Below are 14696 nucleotides of genomic sequence, written 5' to 3'. Positions count from 1 at the left end.
GGAGCCATTGCATGAGCGCTGTCACAAAGATCACCCCGCACACCGACTACAAGATTGCCGACATCTCCCTGGCCGATTGGGGCCGCAAGGAGCTGGACATCGCCGAGCACGAAATGCCGGGCCTGATGTCGATCCGCCGCAAGCATGCGCAGACCAAGCCGCTGAAGGATGTGCGCATCACCGGCTCGCTGCACATGACCATCCAGACCGCGGTGCTGATCGAAACGCTCAAGGACATCGGCGCCGATGTGCGCTGGGCCTCGTGCAACATCTTCTCCACCCAGGACCACGCCGCCGCCGCGATCGCCGCGACCGGCACGCCCGTGTTCGCCTGGAAGGGCGAGACGCTGGAAGAGTACTGGGACTGCACCCTGGACGCGCTGACCTTCACCCTGCCCGACGGCACCCTCACCGGCCCCGAGCTGGTGGTGGACGACGGCGGCGACGTCACCCTGCTGATCCACAAGGGCTACGAGCTCGAAAACGGCAGCACCTGGGTGGACGAGCCGGCCTCCTCGCACGAAGAGGGCGTCATCAAGGCGTTGCTCAAGCGCGTGGCCGTCGAGCGCCCGGGCTACTGGGGCCGCGTGGTCAAGGACTGGAAGGGCGTCTCCGAAGAGACCACCACCGGCGTGCACCGCCTGTATCAGATTGCCGAAGCCGGCAAGCTGCTGATCCCGGCCATCAACGTCAACGACTCGGTCACCAAGAGCAAGTTCGACAACCTGTACGGCTGCCGCGAGTCGCTGGCCGATGGCCTCAAGCGCGCGATGGACGTGATGCTGGCCGGCAAGGTCGCCGTGGTCTGCGGCTACGGCGATGTCGGCAAGGGCAGTGCTGCCTCGCTGCGCGCCTATGGCGCCCGCGTGATCGTCACTGAAATCGACCCGATCTGCGCATTGCAGGCCTCGATGGAAGGCTTCGAAGTCAACACCATCGAATCCACCCTGGGCCGTGCCGACATCTATGTCACCACCACCGGCAACAAGGACATCATCACCGTCGAGCACCTGCAGGCGATGAAGGACCAGGCCATCGTCTGCAACATCGGCCACTTCGACAACGAGATCCAGGTCGATGCGCTCAAGGCGCTGAAGGACGTGCAGAAGATCAACATCAAGCCGCAGGTGGACAAGTATGTGTTCCCCAACGGCAACGCGATCTTCCTGCTGGCCGACGGCCGCCTGGTGAACCTGGGCTGCGCCACCGGCCACCCGAGCTTCGTGATGTCCAACTCGTTCGCCAACCAAACCCTGGCCCAGATCGACCTATGGGAAAAGCGCGACAGCTACGAGAAGAAGGTCTACATCCTGCCCAAGCACCTGGATGAAGAAGTCGCGCGCCTGCACTTGGAAAAGATCGGCGTGAAGCTGACCACCCTGACCAAGGACCAGGCCGACTACCTCGGCGTGGACGTGGCTGGCCCGTACAAGCCGGATCATTATCGCTACTGATCCATCGGCGAACCATCGCGATGCAAACAAACGGGCGCCGCAAGGCGCCCGTTTTGTTTGTGATTGGCGGGAACTTCTCCCGGCTGAGATGCTGTCCCACGCCTGCATTACGTTGGCCTGCGCCTCCACCCACGGAGCCCGCGCAAGCACCACTCCAAGAATCCGCCTGCAGGAATAAGCCGCTCTTTACTGCTCACAGTGAAACAGAACCGGTGCCTGGCTCTTTGCGTGTATCCGCCCGCACGTACACCGAGATCTGGATGCGGCTGCGCGCATCGTACGGCTCGCGGCCCCACCCACCCCACCGCGTGTGCAGTCGCAAACCGGCGATCTGCGCCATCAGGTCGAGTTCCGACGGCCACACATAACGCCGACGTTCGGAAAAGATGCGCGTGCCATCCTCGCTCAGAACGACTGCCCGTTGATCGATCCGCTGTTGCACCGGCTCGGGTTGCGAGCACACCAGCATCACGGCAGCGCCCTCGTGCTGCGACTCCGGAATATCCAGTACCTGGGTTATCTTTCCATTGCCGTCGAACACTTCGGCGCCAGGTACCGCGGTCTGGATCACGAGCATGCCGTCGGGTGCAAGGCAACGCGCGGCATTGACGACGCAGCGCACCTGCTCGGCCTGGGTGAGCAGGTAGCCGAACGCGTTCACCGCGTAGATCAGACCAAACGGACCACTCAACGGCATATCGGCAAAATCGGCGCGGACCAGTTGCAGCTGATCGCTGCCAGGTTTGGCACGCAACGCGTCAAGCATTGCGCGCGCATTGTCGATGCCGGTCACCGGCACGCCACATTGGGCCAACGGCAGTGCGATACGCCCGCTGCCGATGCCCAACTCCAGCGATGCACGGCCATCGGCCAGATCCGCCAAAGTCTGCACGCACCGCTGCAGTGCCTGCGTCGGCCAACGATCATGGATGCTGTCGTAAAACGCCGCCATCCGATCGTATTGGGAATAACCGGGCATCCTGCGCGCTCGCATTCGGAACAGTTCGGCGATAGTACGCGGCGATGCAGGCGTGAGCGTTCGCGGCCGAGACAACGACTCGAAATACTACGCATGCCGCGACAGATCTGCGCAATCCGGTTTGACCAATGCAGGGCATATGCAATTTATTGAACCCTGTTCAAACAACACCGTTGTTGAATAATTTCTACACAGATCAGCGTGCTGTTCCCATCGATCGTTTTATAAGGAGATTATGATGAACCGTCTTTTTCATGCCCTGTCGCGCTGGATCCAGGCCATCGGGGGTCGCAAGCTCGGTTACATCTACGGCTACTAACCCCCACGCTGTCACGGGAAGCGAGACCTCCTCCCGTGACAGCGTGGCCTCGCCGCCGGCCCGCTCCGTCCACAACGCGCCGTCCGCTTCGTCGTTTGCCACACCCAAATGCGCATGAATTCAGGTCGCGGGCACGCAATCCCACCCGGCCCGGTTGGGCACTGGGCGTTCGGCAACCGCCGGCAGTTCTCCGAAGATCCCTTGGCATTTCTGCAATCGTGCGTGCGCGCGCATGGCGACGTGGTCAGGGTCGCCCAACGCACATACCTGATCGCCGCGCCGGCCACGATCGCTACGGTGTTGAGCGACGATGGGACGCTTTACGGAAAAACCGATCCTGACCCGATCGCGCGGCGCGCGGCATTCCCCGCCTCGGTCATGAACAGCAGTGGCGTCGTCTGGCGGCAGAGGCGGCAGACACTGCAGCCTGCATTTCGTGCCGCCTTGGTGCGTGATGCCGCAGTGCAGGCATCGACTGCCACGCTGGCGCTTCTAAGCGAACAGGACGAGTGTGTCGCTGCACAGGACATGCGCACACTCATGACCGGATTATGTGCGCAATTGGGCGCCGGCTTTCTCCTTGGAAATCCGGTTCATGCACCGGACCTGCTGCGCATGCTGCCGATGATCGATACGATCCTGCAGCAGACGCGCCATCAATCCCTGGTGCCGATGTGGTGGCCATCGGCGCATCGACAGCGCATGCGCCACGCACGCGACGAGCTCCACCTGGCGCTGGACCAAATTTTGATGCGTGCTCGGCAGCAGCCACCCCACGCAGCATCGGTCCTGTCGCTGCTGTTGGCCGACGCTGCACGGGGTGACAGCCACTGGTGCCGCGACGAAGCTGCGGCGATGCTGATGTCCGCGTTGGAACCGATGGCGGCCGCGCTGACCTGGACCTTGCTGCTACTGGCGCAGCATCCGCACGTGGCGCAGCAGGTTACGCAGGAAGCGGAAGGACTGGACGATGTTGATACCGCAACCGGCACCGGGTTGCTCGACCGCTTGCCGCATGCGCGGGCCTGCGTGAAAGAGGCCATGCGCCTGTATCCGCCGGCCTGGATGACCGCGCGGATTGCGCAACGCGACACCACCCTGGACGGCTTCCACGTTCCAAGCGGCACCCAGCTGCTGATCAGCCCATGGGTGGTGCACCGCGACGAACGTCATTTCCCCGATCCCGAGGCGTTCCTGCCTGCCCGCTGGCTAGACGATACCGCCACGCACTCGCTGGCACGCTACAGCTACTTTCCATTCGGCGGCGGCCCACGCAGCTGCATCGGCAGCATGCTGGCCCTCACCCAGATGACCGCGGTCATCGCCACCGTGTTGCGGTCGCGCAGCCTGCATCTGGCTGCCGATGCTCGCCCCACGCCTTTTCCCGCGCTCGTGTTACGACCATTGGATGTGCGCATCGCACTACGGCCACGACCGGGCATCGCATCTCGCCTAGGCACTGCCGCATGACCGATCTACATATCCGCAAAAAGCTCAGGGAATATCCACATCGATTCTTCGACTCCAGCGTCTGGAACGATCTATCTCTGCGCGAAGGAGATATCGTGATCGCCAGTTACGCCAAGGCCGGCACGACCTGGCTGCAGCAGATCGTGGCGCAACTGATCTTCGGCGGCGAAGCAGAGGTCGATGTTTCGGCGATTTCACCTTGGGTCGACGGCGTTTATCCGGACAAGGCAACCAAGCTCGCGCTGCTGGACGCGCAGAACCATCGACGCTTCATGAAGACGCACTTGCCGGCCGATGCGCTGGTCACCACCACGCTGGCCAAATATCTGTATATCGGCCGCGATGGACGCGACATTGCACTGAGTCTGTATGACCATCAATGCGCGGTGAGCCAGGATGCGCAGGCACGCCTGGACGCTGGCGGTGGCGAACCCGGCAAGCTGCGCGTGCTGCCGCCGCCGCAGCTGACGCGCGATGCCTATGTGGCGCATTGGCTGGAACATGATGGAGCGCCATTCTGGCCGTTATGGGAAGGCGTGCGTTCGTGGTGGGAGCGACGCGAGGATGCGAACGTGCTGCAGCTTCATTACAACGACCTGCTCGACGACCTGCCCGGCCAGGTCCGCCGCATCGCCGCCTTCCTCGACATTCCGGTTCCACCCGGCAAATGGGACACGATCGTGGCGCACTGCCGCTTCGACTACATGCGACAGCATGCAGCGCGGTACGTGCCTCAGGGCGCCGGCCTGTGGCGCGAAGGCGGCAAGGCCTTCTTCAACCAGGGTCGCAGCGGTCGCTGGCGCACTGCCCTGCCGGACGCGCTCAATCACGCATATGTGCAACGCGCACATGCGGAACTCGGCGAAGACGCAGCGCAGTGGCTAGCGCACGGCCAAGCGCGGACGTCGTGAGCCTGCAACTCATCGGCGCCGGCCTGGGCCGCACCGGCACCCTCTCCCTGAAGCTGGCACTCGAGCAGCTCGGCGTGGGCCGCTGCTATCACGCGATGGAATTGGCAGCGAATCTGCGTCGAGACCTGCCGCGCTGGGAGGCGGCGATCGACGGGCACCCGGATTGGGATGCACTGTTCGCCGGCTATGCGGCGACCACCGACTATCCCGGTTGCTGCTTCTGGGACGAATTGTCCGCGCACTTTCCGCGCGCCAAGGTGATCCTGACCATGCGCGACCCCGACGCGTGGTTCGACTCGGTCAGCGCGACGATCTTCTCCGGCGACGGCAGCGTGCCGTCGCTATTTGGCGCCCATGGCCAACGCGTGAGCCGCTTCTTGCGTCGCGACATCCAGGCACACCTCGGTGATCGCGACTTCATGACCGAATACTTCCGTCGCTGGAACCAGAGCGTGATCGCGCGCGTACCGCCGTCTCGCCTGTTGGTGCTCGATGCCGACGCCGACGCGCACTGGGAACGCCTGTGTGCATTTCTCGATCTGCCAGTGCCGGCGCTGCCGTATCCCCGCGTCCATGCTCGGCGCACCGGGAACGCGTCGGTGCGTCAGCTGCCAACGGAGCCGGCCTTGATCGAACACCGCATGCGCAACTACCTGGAAAGGCTCGCCAAAGAGGCCTTCCTGCCGACCGCCCTGTAACCGGCGCGACCCGTTTGGATCACACCAAGCCAATCGCGGCGTCCACTGCGGTAAGCCGCAGGCTGCCGATGCGAATCAGGTCTGCGGCGACTGCACTGCAGCCATACGGCTGGGACGAATCACGCCGGGAGCGCGTGGCGCTCGGCCATTGCAGCGCGACCGAACTGCTTACCCACGCCAATTGGCATTGCGCTCCCAGAACGCAACGCTACGCCGATAGGCATCGCGGTCCAGCGGCGTACCCGAGCCGCCCTCTTCCACGCCCAAGGCATTGCGCAACATGGTGATCGGTGCCATCGGAATTTCGTCCGGCTCTGCGGTGTAGAGGCAACCGACCACGCCCCAGTCTGCCTCGATGGGCGTGCCTTCCTTGGCCAACTGGTCGCGGCTGTAGAGGATGGGCAGCAGATACGCGGCCACCGGTGGCTCGACACCTTCGAACCAACGCACCAGCACGGCCAATTCCTGCGTGCTGCGCGCCTCGTAGCCGGAACGCAGCAGGTGCCGGTTGTCATCGGTGACGGGAACGGTGAGGCAGCGGGTCGAGGTCCAGTTGCGGTGCACATGCAACTGACAAAACGGTGCATAGCCCTCGATCACGCGTAGCGGCGGCTCATCGTTGAGCCGCTGGAGGAACTGCTCCGGCGTGCAGTCCTGGATGGCATTGCGACGCCCATCGCGCGGGAACAAGCGGGTGCGGGCGAACTGGGTCAAGACGATCGACATGAGCGGGCTATGCGGCGACAAAGAGCGCCAGGTTAGCGCGCAGGCGTTCGCACGACTACGTTGATCAGCATCAGCCAACCGCGCGGCGATCGGCCTGGCGCGAGTGCCTGGCCTGGTTTCCGGCGGTCAGCGAACACGCACCCACAGCGTGCAGGTGCGCAGCATGCAGCGTTGTTGCGCCTGCGGTGGCGCTGACCCCGTCCCGCAATCACCCAATGCGGCAGTTCGCCGGCGTTACCAGATCAAATCGTCCGGCACCTTGAACTGGCTGTAGTAGTCGTCATCGCTGTCGGGCGTGGCCGGCGCGCTGTTGCGTCCGTGGTCCAGCACCACGGCATCGGCATCGCGGCTGTACACCTTGTCGGCGGCCGCGCGCGGAATCAGCTCAAAGCCATCGCCGTACCGCACGATCACCAGCGCGCCGCTGGCCAACTGGCTGCGCAGCGTCGTGTTGACAAGCACGCTGCGGATCACGCTGCCGTCGTTGAAGCGGTAGTCGATCTCGCCTTCGCGCTTGACCTTGTTGGTCTCCACGATCTGCCGCACCTGCGCGAGCACCTCCTGTCGGCGCACCTGCACGTTGCGCTCTTCGGCCAGCGCACGATCGCGCTCGGCACGCTCGGCCTGCAGGCGCGCCGCATCGACCTTGTCCGTCGCCGCCGGCTGCACCGCCGCGCCCTTGGCATGGCGCTGCTTGACCTGTTCGCGCGCAACCTTGTCCACCTGGGCCTTTTTCACCAGGCCGGCCTTGAGCAGCTGTTCTTGCAATGGATTGCGCATCGGGAGGCCGGGCAGTGGACTGGCAGCTAGTTTAACGCGGCCAGCGCCGCCTCATCGTCGCGGCCGGGCCGAGCCGTTGGTATCGCCTGTGTCAGGATCGCGGCCGTGCCGCTGCACGTCGCAACCAGCCGCATGCTCGGCCTTATCGCCGCTGGGATGAGCTGTGCCTGCTCGGCGCGATGCGGATGCAGCGTGCAGCAGGAAATCGGCACCTTGGCGTTGCCGGACAAGGCAGCGCGGCGTGCAAAGGTGACGTGCACGGTGCCAATGACAAACAACGCCAAGCAGCTGTTCTATGTCACCAGCGACGGTCTAGCCAGATGCGCCGGCCACGTTGCACGCGCCGCATGTCAACGATGCACTTAGGCTATCGCCAGGTCTTGATTCGATACGGCCGGTGCGGGCGAGATGGCAACGGCTGCGTGGTTCACTGATTTTTGCGACCAATCGCGCCGTTGGCGTCCAACCCCGCGCGCAGTTTGCTGGCCCGCTGCAGTGAATACGTATGCACAACACCCATGCTGCGCCGCGATGCGCGCTTAGCATCACCGCGCGCTGCACGCCGTGCGCGCGCTTTCCGGAACAGGGGCCGGAGGCCTTGATGCGGGCATCGCGCACTGCGCGTCGGCCTGCGCTTACCACTGGAGATCGATCCGATGCGCAACACGCCTGCTCATGCTCCACCTTCACTGCTGCAACGCGGTGCACGTCTCTTGCTGACTGCATTGGTCCTGCTGCTGACCACTGCCAACGCGCAGGCCGATGTCATCCTGCATGCCTTCAACTGGCCGTATGCCACCGTCGAAGCGCGCGCCAAGCAGATTGCCGATGCCGGCTACCGCAAGGTATTGGTGGCCCCCGCGTACCGCTCCGAAGGGAGTGCCTGGTGGGCGCGCTATCAACCCCAGGACATCCGCCTGATCGATAACCCGCTCGGCGACACCGCCGCATTCAAGAAGATGGTCCAGGCGCTGGCCAACAACGGCGTGGAAACCTATGCCGACATCGTGTTCAACCACATGGCCAACGAAGCGGCCACGCGTTCGGACCTCAATTACCCGGGCAGCGCGGTGCTGTCGCAGTACGCTGCAAACCCCGGCCGTTACGATGCGCTGCGTCTGTTCGGCACGCTGCAGTCAAACTTCCTCAGCGCCAGCGATTTCGGCCCGGCGCAATGCATCAGCAACTACAACGACGCCTACCAGGTGCGCAATTACCGCATCTGCGGCGGCGGCAGCGATCCAGGCCTGCCGGACTTGATCGGCAACGACTGGGTGGTGCAGCAGCAGCGCGCCTATCTGCAGGCGCTCAAGAGCATTGGCGTGACCGGCTTCCGGGTGGATGCGGCCAAGCATATGACCTTCGACCATCTCAATCGCGTCTTCGATGCCGGCATCCGCTCGGGTGTGTATGTCTTCGGCGAAGTGATCACCGGCGGCGGCACGGGCAATGGCGATTACGACCAGTTCCTGGCGCCGTATCTGCAATCCACGCCGCATGCGGCCTACGACTTTCCATTGTTCAATGCGGTGCGCAATGCGTTCGCCATTGGCGCCAGCATGCAGCAGCTGGTGGACCCCGCCGCGTCGGGCCAGGCATTGCCGGGCAACCGCGCCGTGACCTTTGCAGTGACCCACGACATTCCCAACAACGCCGGCTTCCGCTACGCGATTCTCGACCCGGTGGATGAAACGCTGGCCTACGCCTACCTGATCGGTCGCAATGGCGGCATGCCGATGATCTATACCGACAACAACGAAAGCGGCGACAACCGCTGGGTCAACGCCTATCTCCGCGACGACCTGCGCCGCATGATCGGCTTTCATAACGGCGTGCAGGGCACCGATATGCAGGTCCTGTCGTCCAGCTCCTGCCACATCCTGTTCCGTCGCGGCAGCCTGGGCATCGTGGGCATCAACAAGTGCGGCAACCCGGTCACCACCACGGTGGGATGAACAACAGCGTGTTGTACTGGAATGCCGATTACGTGGACGCGCTGGGCTCGGGCAACGTGGTGCGCATTTCCAGCAGCTCCTACACCTTCACCCTGCCGGCGCGTGGCGCGCGCATGTGGCGCCGTTGAGCAACCACCACAGTCTGGCGATGACACTCCGTTGCAGTGTTCTCGTCGCTTGAAACGGTGAGCGCGGCGTATCGTGCAACCTCGCACGAGAACGCTGCAATACGATCAAGGCGAAGCCCCCGCCGCAAACCGGCGTACGGGGGCTTCGTTGTCTCTGCGGGCTGGCGCCGATCGACTGCGCCGCCAGCAGGCCATTGGGTGCAGCGCACATGCGCACTGCATCGATGGACCGACGCCATGCGTTGCAGTCGGCGCGTTTGGTGCGGCGCCGCGCACCGCGATGGGCGAACGACGCTGGCAGCGGCGCACGACTGCGTGCCCCGCACCTAACGTCCACAGATAGCATCCGGCCGCAGCACCACCGGCACTGGCCAGCGGTGTTCGCCGTCGGCCAAGTGGACTGACCGACCTACCAGGCGAACGCTGCGGTGACCTGGCGTGCGCCAAGCATGAACGCATCTGCCACGTGCACGAACGGTGCAATATCCACTTCCGATTGGCCCGCGCGCACCAGCTGCATGAAGCGGCCGTACAAGCCGTCGTATTCGCTGGCCGCAGGCAGCGCCTGCGGTTGCCCATCGATGCTCAACTTGGCCCCGCCTTCGCTGAGCACGAGCAGGCCCGCGGTGGTTTCCACTTCGATATCCCAGCGCTGGTGCCCGGTCTGCAGGAAATCGAATTCGGCCGTCACCGGCAGTCCTGCGGTGTCGACGAACGCGAGCCTGGCATACAGCGGCGCCTGGCGGTTTTCCGGGGTATGCAGCTCGGCGTCGCGCAGCGCCAAGCTGCGTGGCAGCAGATGGGTCGCGATGGAGAGCGCATTGATGCCCGGGTCGAACACCCCCATGCCGCCGGGTTCCAGAATCCAGTCCTGGCCTGGATGCCAGTGGCGGATGTCTTCCTTCCAGGTGATGTGCGCGCGTACGAGTTGCTTGTCGGCCAACCAGGCACGGGCAGGCGCGACACCGGCGGCGCAGCGCGAATGCCAGCTGGTGAACAAGGTAAGTTGCGCGCGCTGCGCCACGGCTTGCAGGTCATGAATTTCGGCGAGCGTGGCGGCCGGCGGCTTTTCCAGAAACACATGGCGGCCGGCCATCAACGCGGCCTGCGCCAATACGTGCCGTCCGACCGGTGGCGTGCACAAGGCCACCGCTTCGATCTGCGGCTGGGCGGCAAATGCGTCTTCCAGGGTGTGATAGGCGGGCACACCGTCGACCGTGCCATGCCGGCTCACGGTGGCCACCAGTTGCACATCCTCGCGCGCCGCGATGGTCGGCACGTGCTGGTCGCGGGCGATCTTGCCGATCCCGACAAGGGCAATACGCAATGCGTCTGGATGCTTCATCGAAACCTTCGTGCTGGTAGTAGGTGGCAAGCGGCGCAAGCACCTGCTCACGCGCCCTGCTTGGGCAACGCTGCAGGGGCGCGATGCGGGAAGCCCACGCGACGGCGCAGTGTAAGGTCAGGGCGCGACCCACCGCGAGACATCGCTCCTGCTTGTTTTGCTATACCTGGCGTTTCGTCTTTGCGTACGGGCCGGCCTGCTTGCACCACGCATGGCATGACGCGCTACACGCACACCGGGCACCGCAGCAACGCGCACGACGCCCGACCACCACGCCACAGACACGCGTTGCAACCGGCGATTGACGCAGGCCCGCATGCAGACCAGCATCGCCGCCGGCATGCCGATGTGCCGTCGCCCTTGAAGGCTGCACCGGTGTTGCATCACGTTGCGCTGGGCGTTCGCACGATCGACGCCTCCGCTGATCCACCGCAGCGAGGTCGGCGATTGCGACGCGGCGCTGCGCATGATGGACCAACGCGCAGCGGCGTGCTGACCAACCGGCGCCTTTTACGACGCAACGCTGGGCGCGCTTGGCTATGTTCGGGGTGTGGTCGGATCTGACACCGGGCACGCGCGACCAGGCTGCCGGCTATGGCAGGCCCGGCGGCGAAGACTGCCCGGCCTTGAAGCAGCGTCAGGCCGCACAGTGCGTTCCGGGGGCCGGCGTCCACCTCAAATTTGCGGCCACCGATGCCTCGGCGGCGGACGCCTTCCATCGCGCTGCGCTACAAGCACGGCGGCCACCGCCCTGCGCGCCAGGCTTGCAACCGGAGCATGGCGACGATGACGACGACGCGTTCGTCATCGCCCCCCACGGCACCACATCGCAGCGGTGGCCGACCGTAAGCCGCCCCGCCAAGTGGCAGCAGCGCACGCAAGAGCGCAGTGGCAGAGGTTGGGGTCCTGCACGCGCGGCACGCTCATCCCGCAGTGAAGGTCACGGCGCTGCCTGCGTCAGGAAACGGTCGAAGTCGCCGATGTTCATGCTGCCCCAGCCCGACGCGAAGTCCCAGCCGTAGCTCGCGTTGTATCCATCGCGATACAGGCCGTTGCTGCCGACCACGACGTCATGGGCGCGCTGTGCATCGTGACGCTGGCTCGCGTACTGATAGATCTGCGGCGCGACAAAGCCCAGATTGGGATGCGACTGCAACAGCCGGGCGATATAGCCGGCGAAGGTCGGGGTGGCGGCACTGGTGCCCCACACATACCAGGCAGCCTCGTTGCCTTGTGCATCGGTGCCGCGGATCTGCGCACTGCTGTAGAACGAGCCATTGAAGCTGACATCGGGCACTGCGCGGTAGCCGGAGGCCGTCTGCCCCGGCAGCAGGGTGCGCTGCCACTGCGGCGCATAGGCGATCTTGCTGACGCCGCCCTGGCTGAGTTGGCGGCCGACACCGGCATTCCAGACGCGCTCGGAGGCATAGCGTCCGGGGTTGCCGCCCTGGGTCAGCAACTCGGTGGCGCCCACCGCAATCGCGTAGCGGTGCGACGCCGGCCAACCGACCTGGCGCAGGTCCGGGCGCCCGGCCAGCGAGTCGTAATACGGCGCATTGGCGCGTGCGCTCAGCGGCAGGTAGACGCCGTCGTCGCCGCTGCAGATCACGACGTTCTGTCCCTGGCGCACCGCCTTGGTCAGGCTGGCGTCCATGGCCTGGAAGACCGCGTCGTTGACCTGGAGTTCCTGCCCATAGATCGACATGCTGACTACGCGGGCCAGGTTGTCGTCGGCCGCGCGCGCCATGCCGTCGATGATGCTGTTCCAGGAAAAATCCGGGATGTTGTAGATGATCAGGCGCTTCAACCCGCCGGCGCTGCCGACCAGCAACTGGGTATCCATGTCCCACTCGACTTCCGAATCCTTGCTGGCAGCATTGGACTGATACCCCGGTGCGCCGGGGTCGCCCACCGTCACCACCGTGACCGGGGTATGCAGACCGTGCAGCGCCTGGAAGCTCTGCAGCCGCGCGAGGGTATTTTCCAGATTGCCGGCGGCAATGACCGCACCGACGATATCGCTGGCCGGTGCCAGCGTATCGGCGCCATAGGCGCTATTGAGCTCTTCGATACTGTGGCGCACGACTTCCGCGCCGCCGCTGCTGGCGGCCGTCACGGCGTTACTGTTCGACAACGATGCGCGCGCAGCGCTCAGCGGCGCCCCATGCGGCGTGACCTTGGCCCCGGCGGTACCGTCCAGGCCGACCACACCTTGCACCACGGCCTGCAAGCCGGCCGGCACTGCGACCGCGCCCTGCGCGGCGGCAACGCCGACGCGGCCATCGGCACTCACCGCACGCAGCGGGGCGCCAAGGGCGGCCTGCAACGCCGCCGCTGTCGCGCGCACTTGCAGCAGGCGGCCATCGGTGGCCGGGCGTACATCGGTGATGCCATACCGGCTCAGATAGGCCTTGACCTGTGCGATATCGCGGGTGGAAGCAACCGATGCACGAGCGAGTTGGCCGCGCAACAGCGGATCGCCGCCATCGCGGGTCAACCACTGCTCCACCGCCGCCTGTTGCTGACGCATGGACACCTGCGGCTTGAGCACCAATCCCACCTGCAGGATGCGTTGCGGCGCCAGCACGCCACCGACGGCGCCTTGCGCAGGTGCCGGTTCGGCTGCCTGCGCGATACCGGTCATACCCAGCGCGACGGCGCAGGCCAGGACAGCCTGAGCGAAAGAGCGCGTCATCATTCGTTTGCCGCCATTGATCGTGAGTGAATAGGCCGCGGGTTCTCACGAGGCGGCAGTGCTTTCAGACGCAGCAGTGCGAACTATGTGTGCGTGAAACGATGCAACCGCCAACCGACACGCGAACCTCGTGCCGAGATACCTGCACGATTGCGCAGTGGCGTGGCCGGCGCTTGTCGATCGCCGGGCGCACGGCGCCTGCAGCCGCAGGCGCCGATCTGGTGGATGCCAGCGGCAACGCTCTACATCTCCAGCACGACCTTGCCCAGGTGACTGCCCTGCTCCAGGTAACGATGCGCCGCGGCCGCTTCGCTCAGCGCAAAGCGCTTGTCGAGCAGTACGCGCAGCTTGCCCTGCTCGATCCAGGGCCACACCACGCGCTCCACTTCCGCGGCCAACCGGGCTTTTTCGTCTGCACTGCGTGGGCGTAGCGTCGAGCCGGTGATGACCGCCTGCTTGCGCATCAGCACCGGAATCGGCACCTCGATGGTGGCGCCGGCCTGCGAGGCGATATAGACGATGCGCCCGTGTGGGTTGAGCGCTTCCAGGGTGTCGGCGAAGACCGCGGCGCCCACCATGTCCAGCGCAACATCCACACCGCCGTGCGCCTTGGCCACTTCGACAAACGAGGCAGTGGTGGAATCGATCGCCACATCGGCCCCCAACTCGCGCGCCTGTGCCGCCTTGCTGGCCGAGCGCGCGGTAGCCAGCACGTGCGCGCCCGCCGCCTTGGCCATCTGGATCGCCGTGACGCCGATGCCCGAGGTTGCGCCATGCAGCAGCAACCATTGGCCTGCCGCGAGCCGGCCGTGTTCGAACAGATTGGCATAGGCAGTGAAGATGGTTTCCGGTAACGCGGCGGCGTGCACCAGATCCATGCCGGCGGGAATGGGCAGGACGTGACGCGCATCGACGGCGGCGTATTGCGCGTAGCCACCGCCACCCAGCAGCGCGCATACGCGGTCGCCCGCCTTCCAGCGACCAGCCGGCTCCACGATTTCGCCGGCGATTTCCAGCCCCAGCGTTTCCGGCGCGCCAGGCGGCGGCGGGTAGTGCCCGGCGCGTTGCAGCAGATCGGGGCGATTGATGCCGGCGGCATGCACGCGGATCAGCACCTGGCCCGGCGCAGGGCGTGGGCGCGGTTGCTCGGTGGCGTACAGCGCGTCGGCGTCGCCCTTGCCATCGCGGATGGCGATGGCGGTCATCGTGGTATCGCTCATGAAGGCGCTCCATGGA

10 protein-coding genes and 2 pseudogenes are annotated in these 14696 nt (G+C 65.2%); 6 read left to right on the top strand and 6 right to left on the bottom strand.

The genetic code is table 11. The features are described 5' to 3' along the window. Positions 1-11 precede the first annotated feature (11 nt). On the top strand, positions 12-1454 hold the full coding sequence (gene ahcY / locus FLG15_RS03745; protein ID WP_057679417.1) for an adenosylhomocysteinase: 1443 nt from the start codon (positions 12-14) through the stop codon (positions 1452-1454). Between the two features lie 193 nt (positions 1455-1647). Here the strand turns inward: ahcY and FLG15_RS03740 are convergent, their stop codons facing one another. Continuing rightward, positions 1648-2433 (bottom strand): class I SAM-dependent DNA methyltransferase, encoded by a 786-nt coding sequence (locus FLG15_RS03740; protein ID WP_057679416.1) that lies wholly within the window; start codon positions 2431-2433, stop codon positions 1648-1650. Positions 2434-2953: 520 nt separating this feature from the next. On the opposite strand from FLG15_RS03740, the gene FLG15_RS03735 reads away from it, so the two are divergent. The 3 genes from FLG15_RS03735 to FLG15_RS03725 are packed head-to-tail and all read left to right on the top strand — an operon-like array spanning position 2954 to position 5831. Continuing rightward, positions 2954-4222 carry a cytochrome P450 gene (locus FLG15_RS03735; protein WP_057687035.1) on the top strand — a complete coding sequence of 423 codons (1269 nt, stop codon included), beginning with the start codon at positions 2954-2956 and terminating at the stop codon, positions 4220-4222. After that, on the top strand, positions 4219-5133 hold the full coding sequence (locus FLG15_RS03730) for a sulfotransferase domain-containing protein (protein WP_057679381.1): 915 nt from the start codon (positions 4219-4221) through the stop codon (positions 5131-5133). Before FLG15_RS03735 ends, FLG15_RS03730 begins: the two co-directional genes overlap by 4 nt. Further along, complete coding sequence (locus tag FLG15_RS03725; protein WP_057679382.1) at positions 5130-5831, top strand: sulfotransferase family protein; 702 nt, start codon at positions 5130-5132, stop codon at positions 5829-5831. The genes FLG15_RS03730 and FLG15_RS03725 overlap by 4 nt, the downstream gene beginning before the upstream one ends. A gap of 168 nt (positions 5832-5999) precedes the next feature. Here the strand turns inward: FLG15_RS03725 and FLG15_RS03720 are convergent, their stop codons facing one another. Both FLG15_RS03720 and FLG15_RS03715 read right to left on the bottom strand, forming a co-directional pair. Continuing rightward, positions 6000-6557, bottom strand: coding sequence for a DUF3228 family protein (locus FLG15_RS03720; protein ID WP_057679383.1), 558 nt, complete (start codon positions 6555-6557; stop codon positions 6000-6002). A 234-nt stretch (positions 6558-6791) separates the two neighbouring features. Continuing rightward, positions 6792-7337: a DUF2058 domain-containing protein gene (locus FLG15_RS03715; RefSeq protein ID WP_057679384.1), complete on the bottom strand. Its 546-nt coding sequence runs from the start codon at positions 7335-7337 to the stop codon at positions 6792-6794. A 185-nt stretch (positions 7338-7522) separates the two neighbouring features. Between FLG15_RS03715 and FLG15_RS03710 the strand changes: the two are divergent. Together FLG15_RS03710 and FLG15_RS03705 are read left to right on the top strand one after the other, a co-directional pair. Then, positions 7523-7703, top strand: a pseudogene (locus FLG15_RS03710) (hypothetical protein). Positions 7704-8050: 347 nt separating this feature from the next. Then, positions 8051-9420: pseudogene (locus FLG15_RS03705) on the top strand (alpha-amylase family protein). A gap of 409 nt (positions 9421-9829) precedes the next feature. Here the strand turns inward: FLG15_RS03705 and FLG15_RS03695 are convergent. The 3 genes from FLG15_RS03695 to FLG15_RS03680 form a co-directional block, all read right to left on the bottom strand. Then, positions 9830-10765 carry a Gfo/Idh/MocA family protein gene (locus FLG15_RS03695; protein ID WP_057679387.1) on the bottom strand — a complete coding sequence of 312 codons (936 nt, stop codon included), beginning with the start codon at positions 10763-10765 and terminating at the stop codon, positions 9830-9832. Between the two features lie 940 nt (positions 10766-11705). After that, positions 11706-13463, bottom strand: coding sequence for a S53 family peptidase (locus tag FLG15_RS03685; protein ID WP_057679389.1), 1758 nt, complete (start codon positions 13461-13463; stop codon positions 11706-11708). 239 nt (positions 13464-13702) lie between these two features. Further along, complete coding sequence (locus FLG15_RS03680) at positions 13703-14680, bottom strand: NAD(P)H-quinone oxidoreductase (protein WP_057679390.1); 978 nt, start codon at positions 14678-14680, stop codon at positions 13703-13705. Positions 14681-14696: the final 16 nt, after the last annotated feature.

This window comes from Xanthomonas phaseoli pv. dieffenbachiae (assembly GCF_008639345.1).
Taxonomy (GTDB): domain Bacteria; phylum Pseudomonadota; class Gammaproteobacteria; order Xanthomonadales; family Xanthomonadaceae; genus Xanthomonas; species Xanthomonas phaseoli.
This window is presented reverse-complemented; position numbering and strand designations above follow the sequence as displayed.

What these genes read in the sequence shown, in the direction of transcription:
- FLG15_RS03740 (WP_057679416.1), bottom strand. Translation starts at nt 2,433, where the DNA reads ATGCCCGGTTATTCCCAATACGATCGGATGGCGGCGTTTTACGACAGC.
- FLG15_RS03720 (WP_057679383.1), bottom strand. Translation starts at nt 6,557, where the DNA reads ATGTCGATCGTCTTGACCCAGTTCGCCCGCACCCGCTTGTTCCCGCGC.
- FLG15_RS03730 (WP_057679381.1), top strand. Translation starts at nt 4,219, where the DNA reads ATGACCGATCTACATATCCGCAAAAAGCTCAGGGAATATCCACATCGA.
- ahcY (WP_057679417.1), top strand. Translation starts at nt 12, where the DNA reads ATGAGCGCTGTCACAAAGATCACCCCGCACACCGACTACAAGATTGCC.
- FLG15_RS03680 (WP_057679390.1), bottom strand. Translation starts at nt 14,680, where the DNA reads ATGAGCGATACCACGATGACCGCCATCGCCATCCGCGATGGCAAGGGC.
- FLG15_RS03695 (WP_057679387.1), bottom strand. Translation starts at nt 10,765, where the DNA reads ATGAAGCATCCAGACGCATTGCGTATTGCCCTTGTCGGGATCGGCAAG.
- FLG15_RS03685 (WP_057679389.1), bottom strand. Translation starts at nt 13,463, where the DNA reads ATGATGACGCGCTCTTTCGCTCAGGCTGTCCTGGCCTGCGCCGTCGCG.
- FLG15_RS03715 (WP_057679384.1), bottom strand. Translation starts at nt 7,337, where the DNA reads ATGCGCAATCCATTGCAAGAACAGCTGCTCAAGGCCGGCCTGGTGAAA.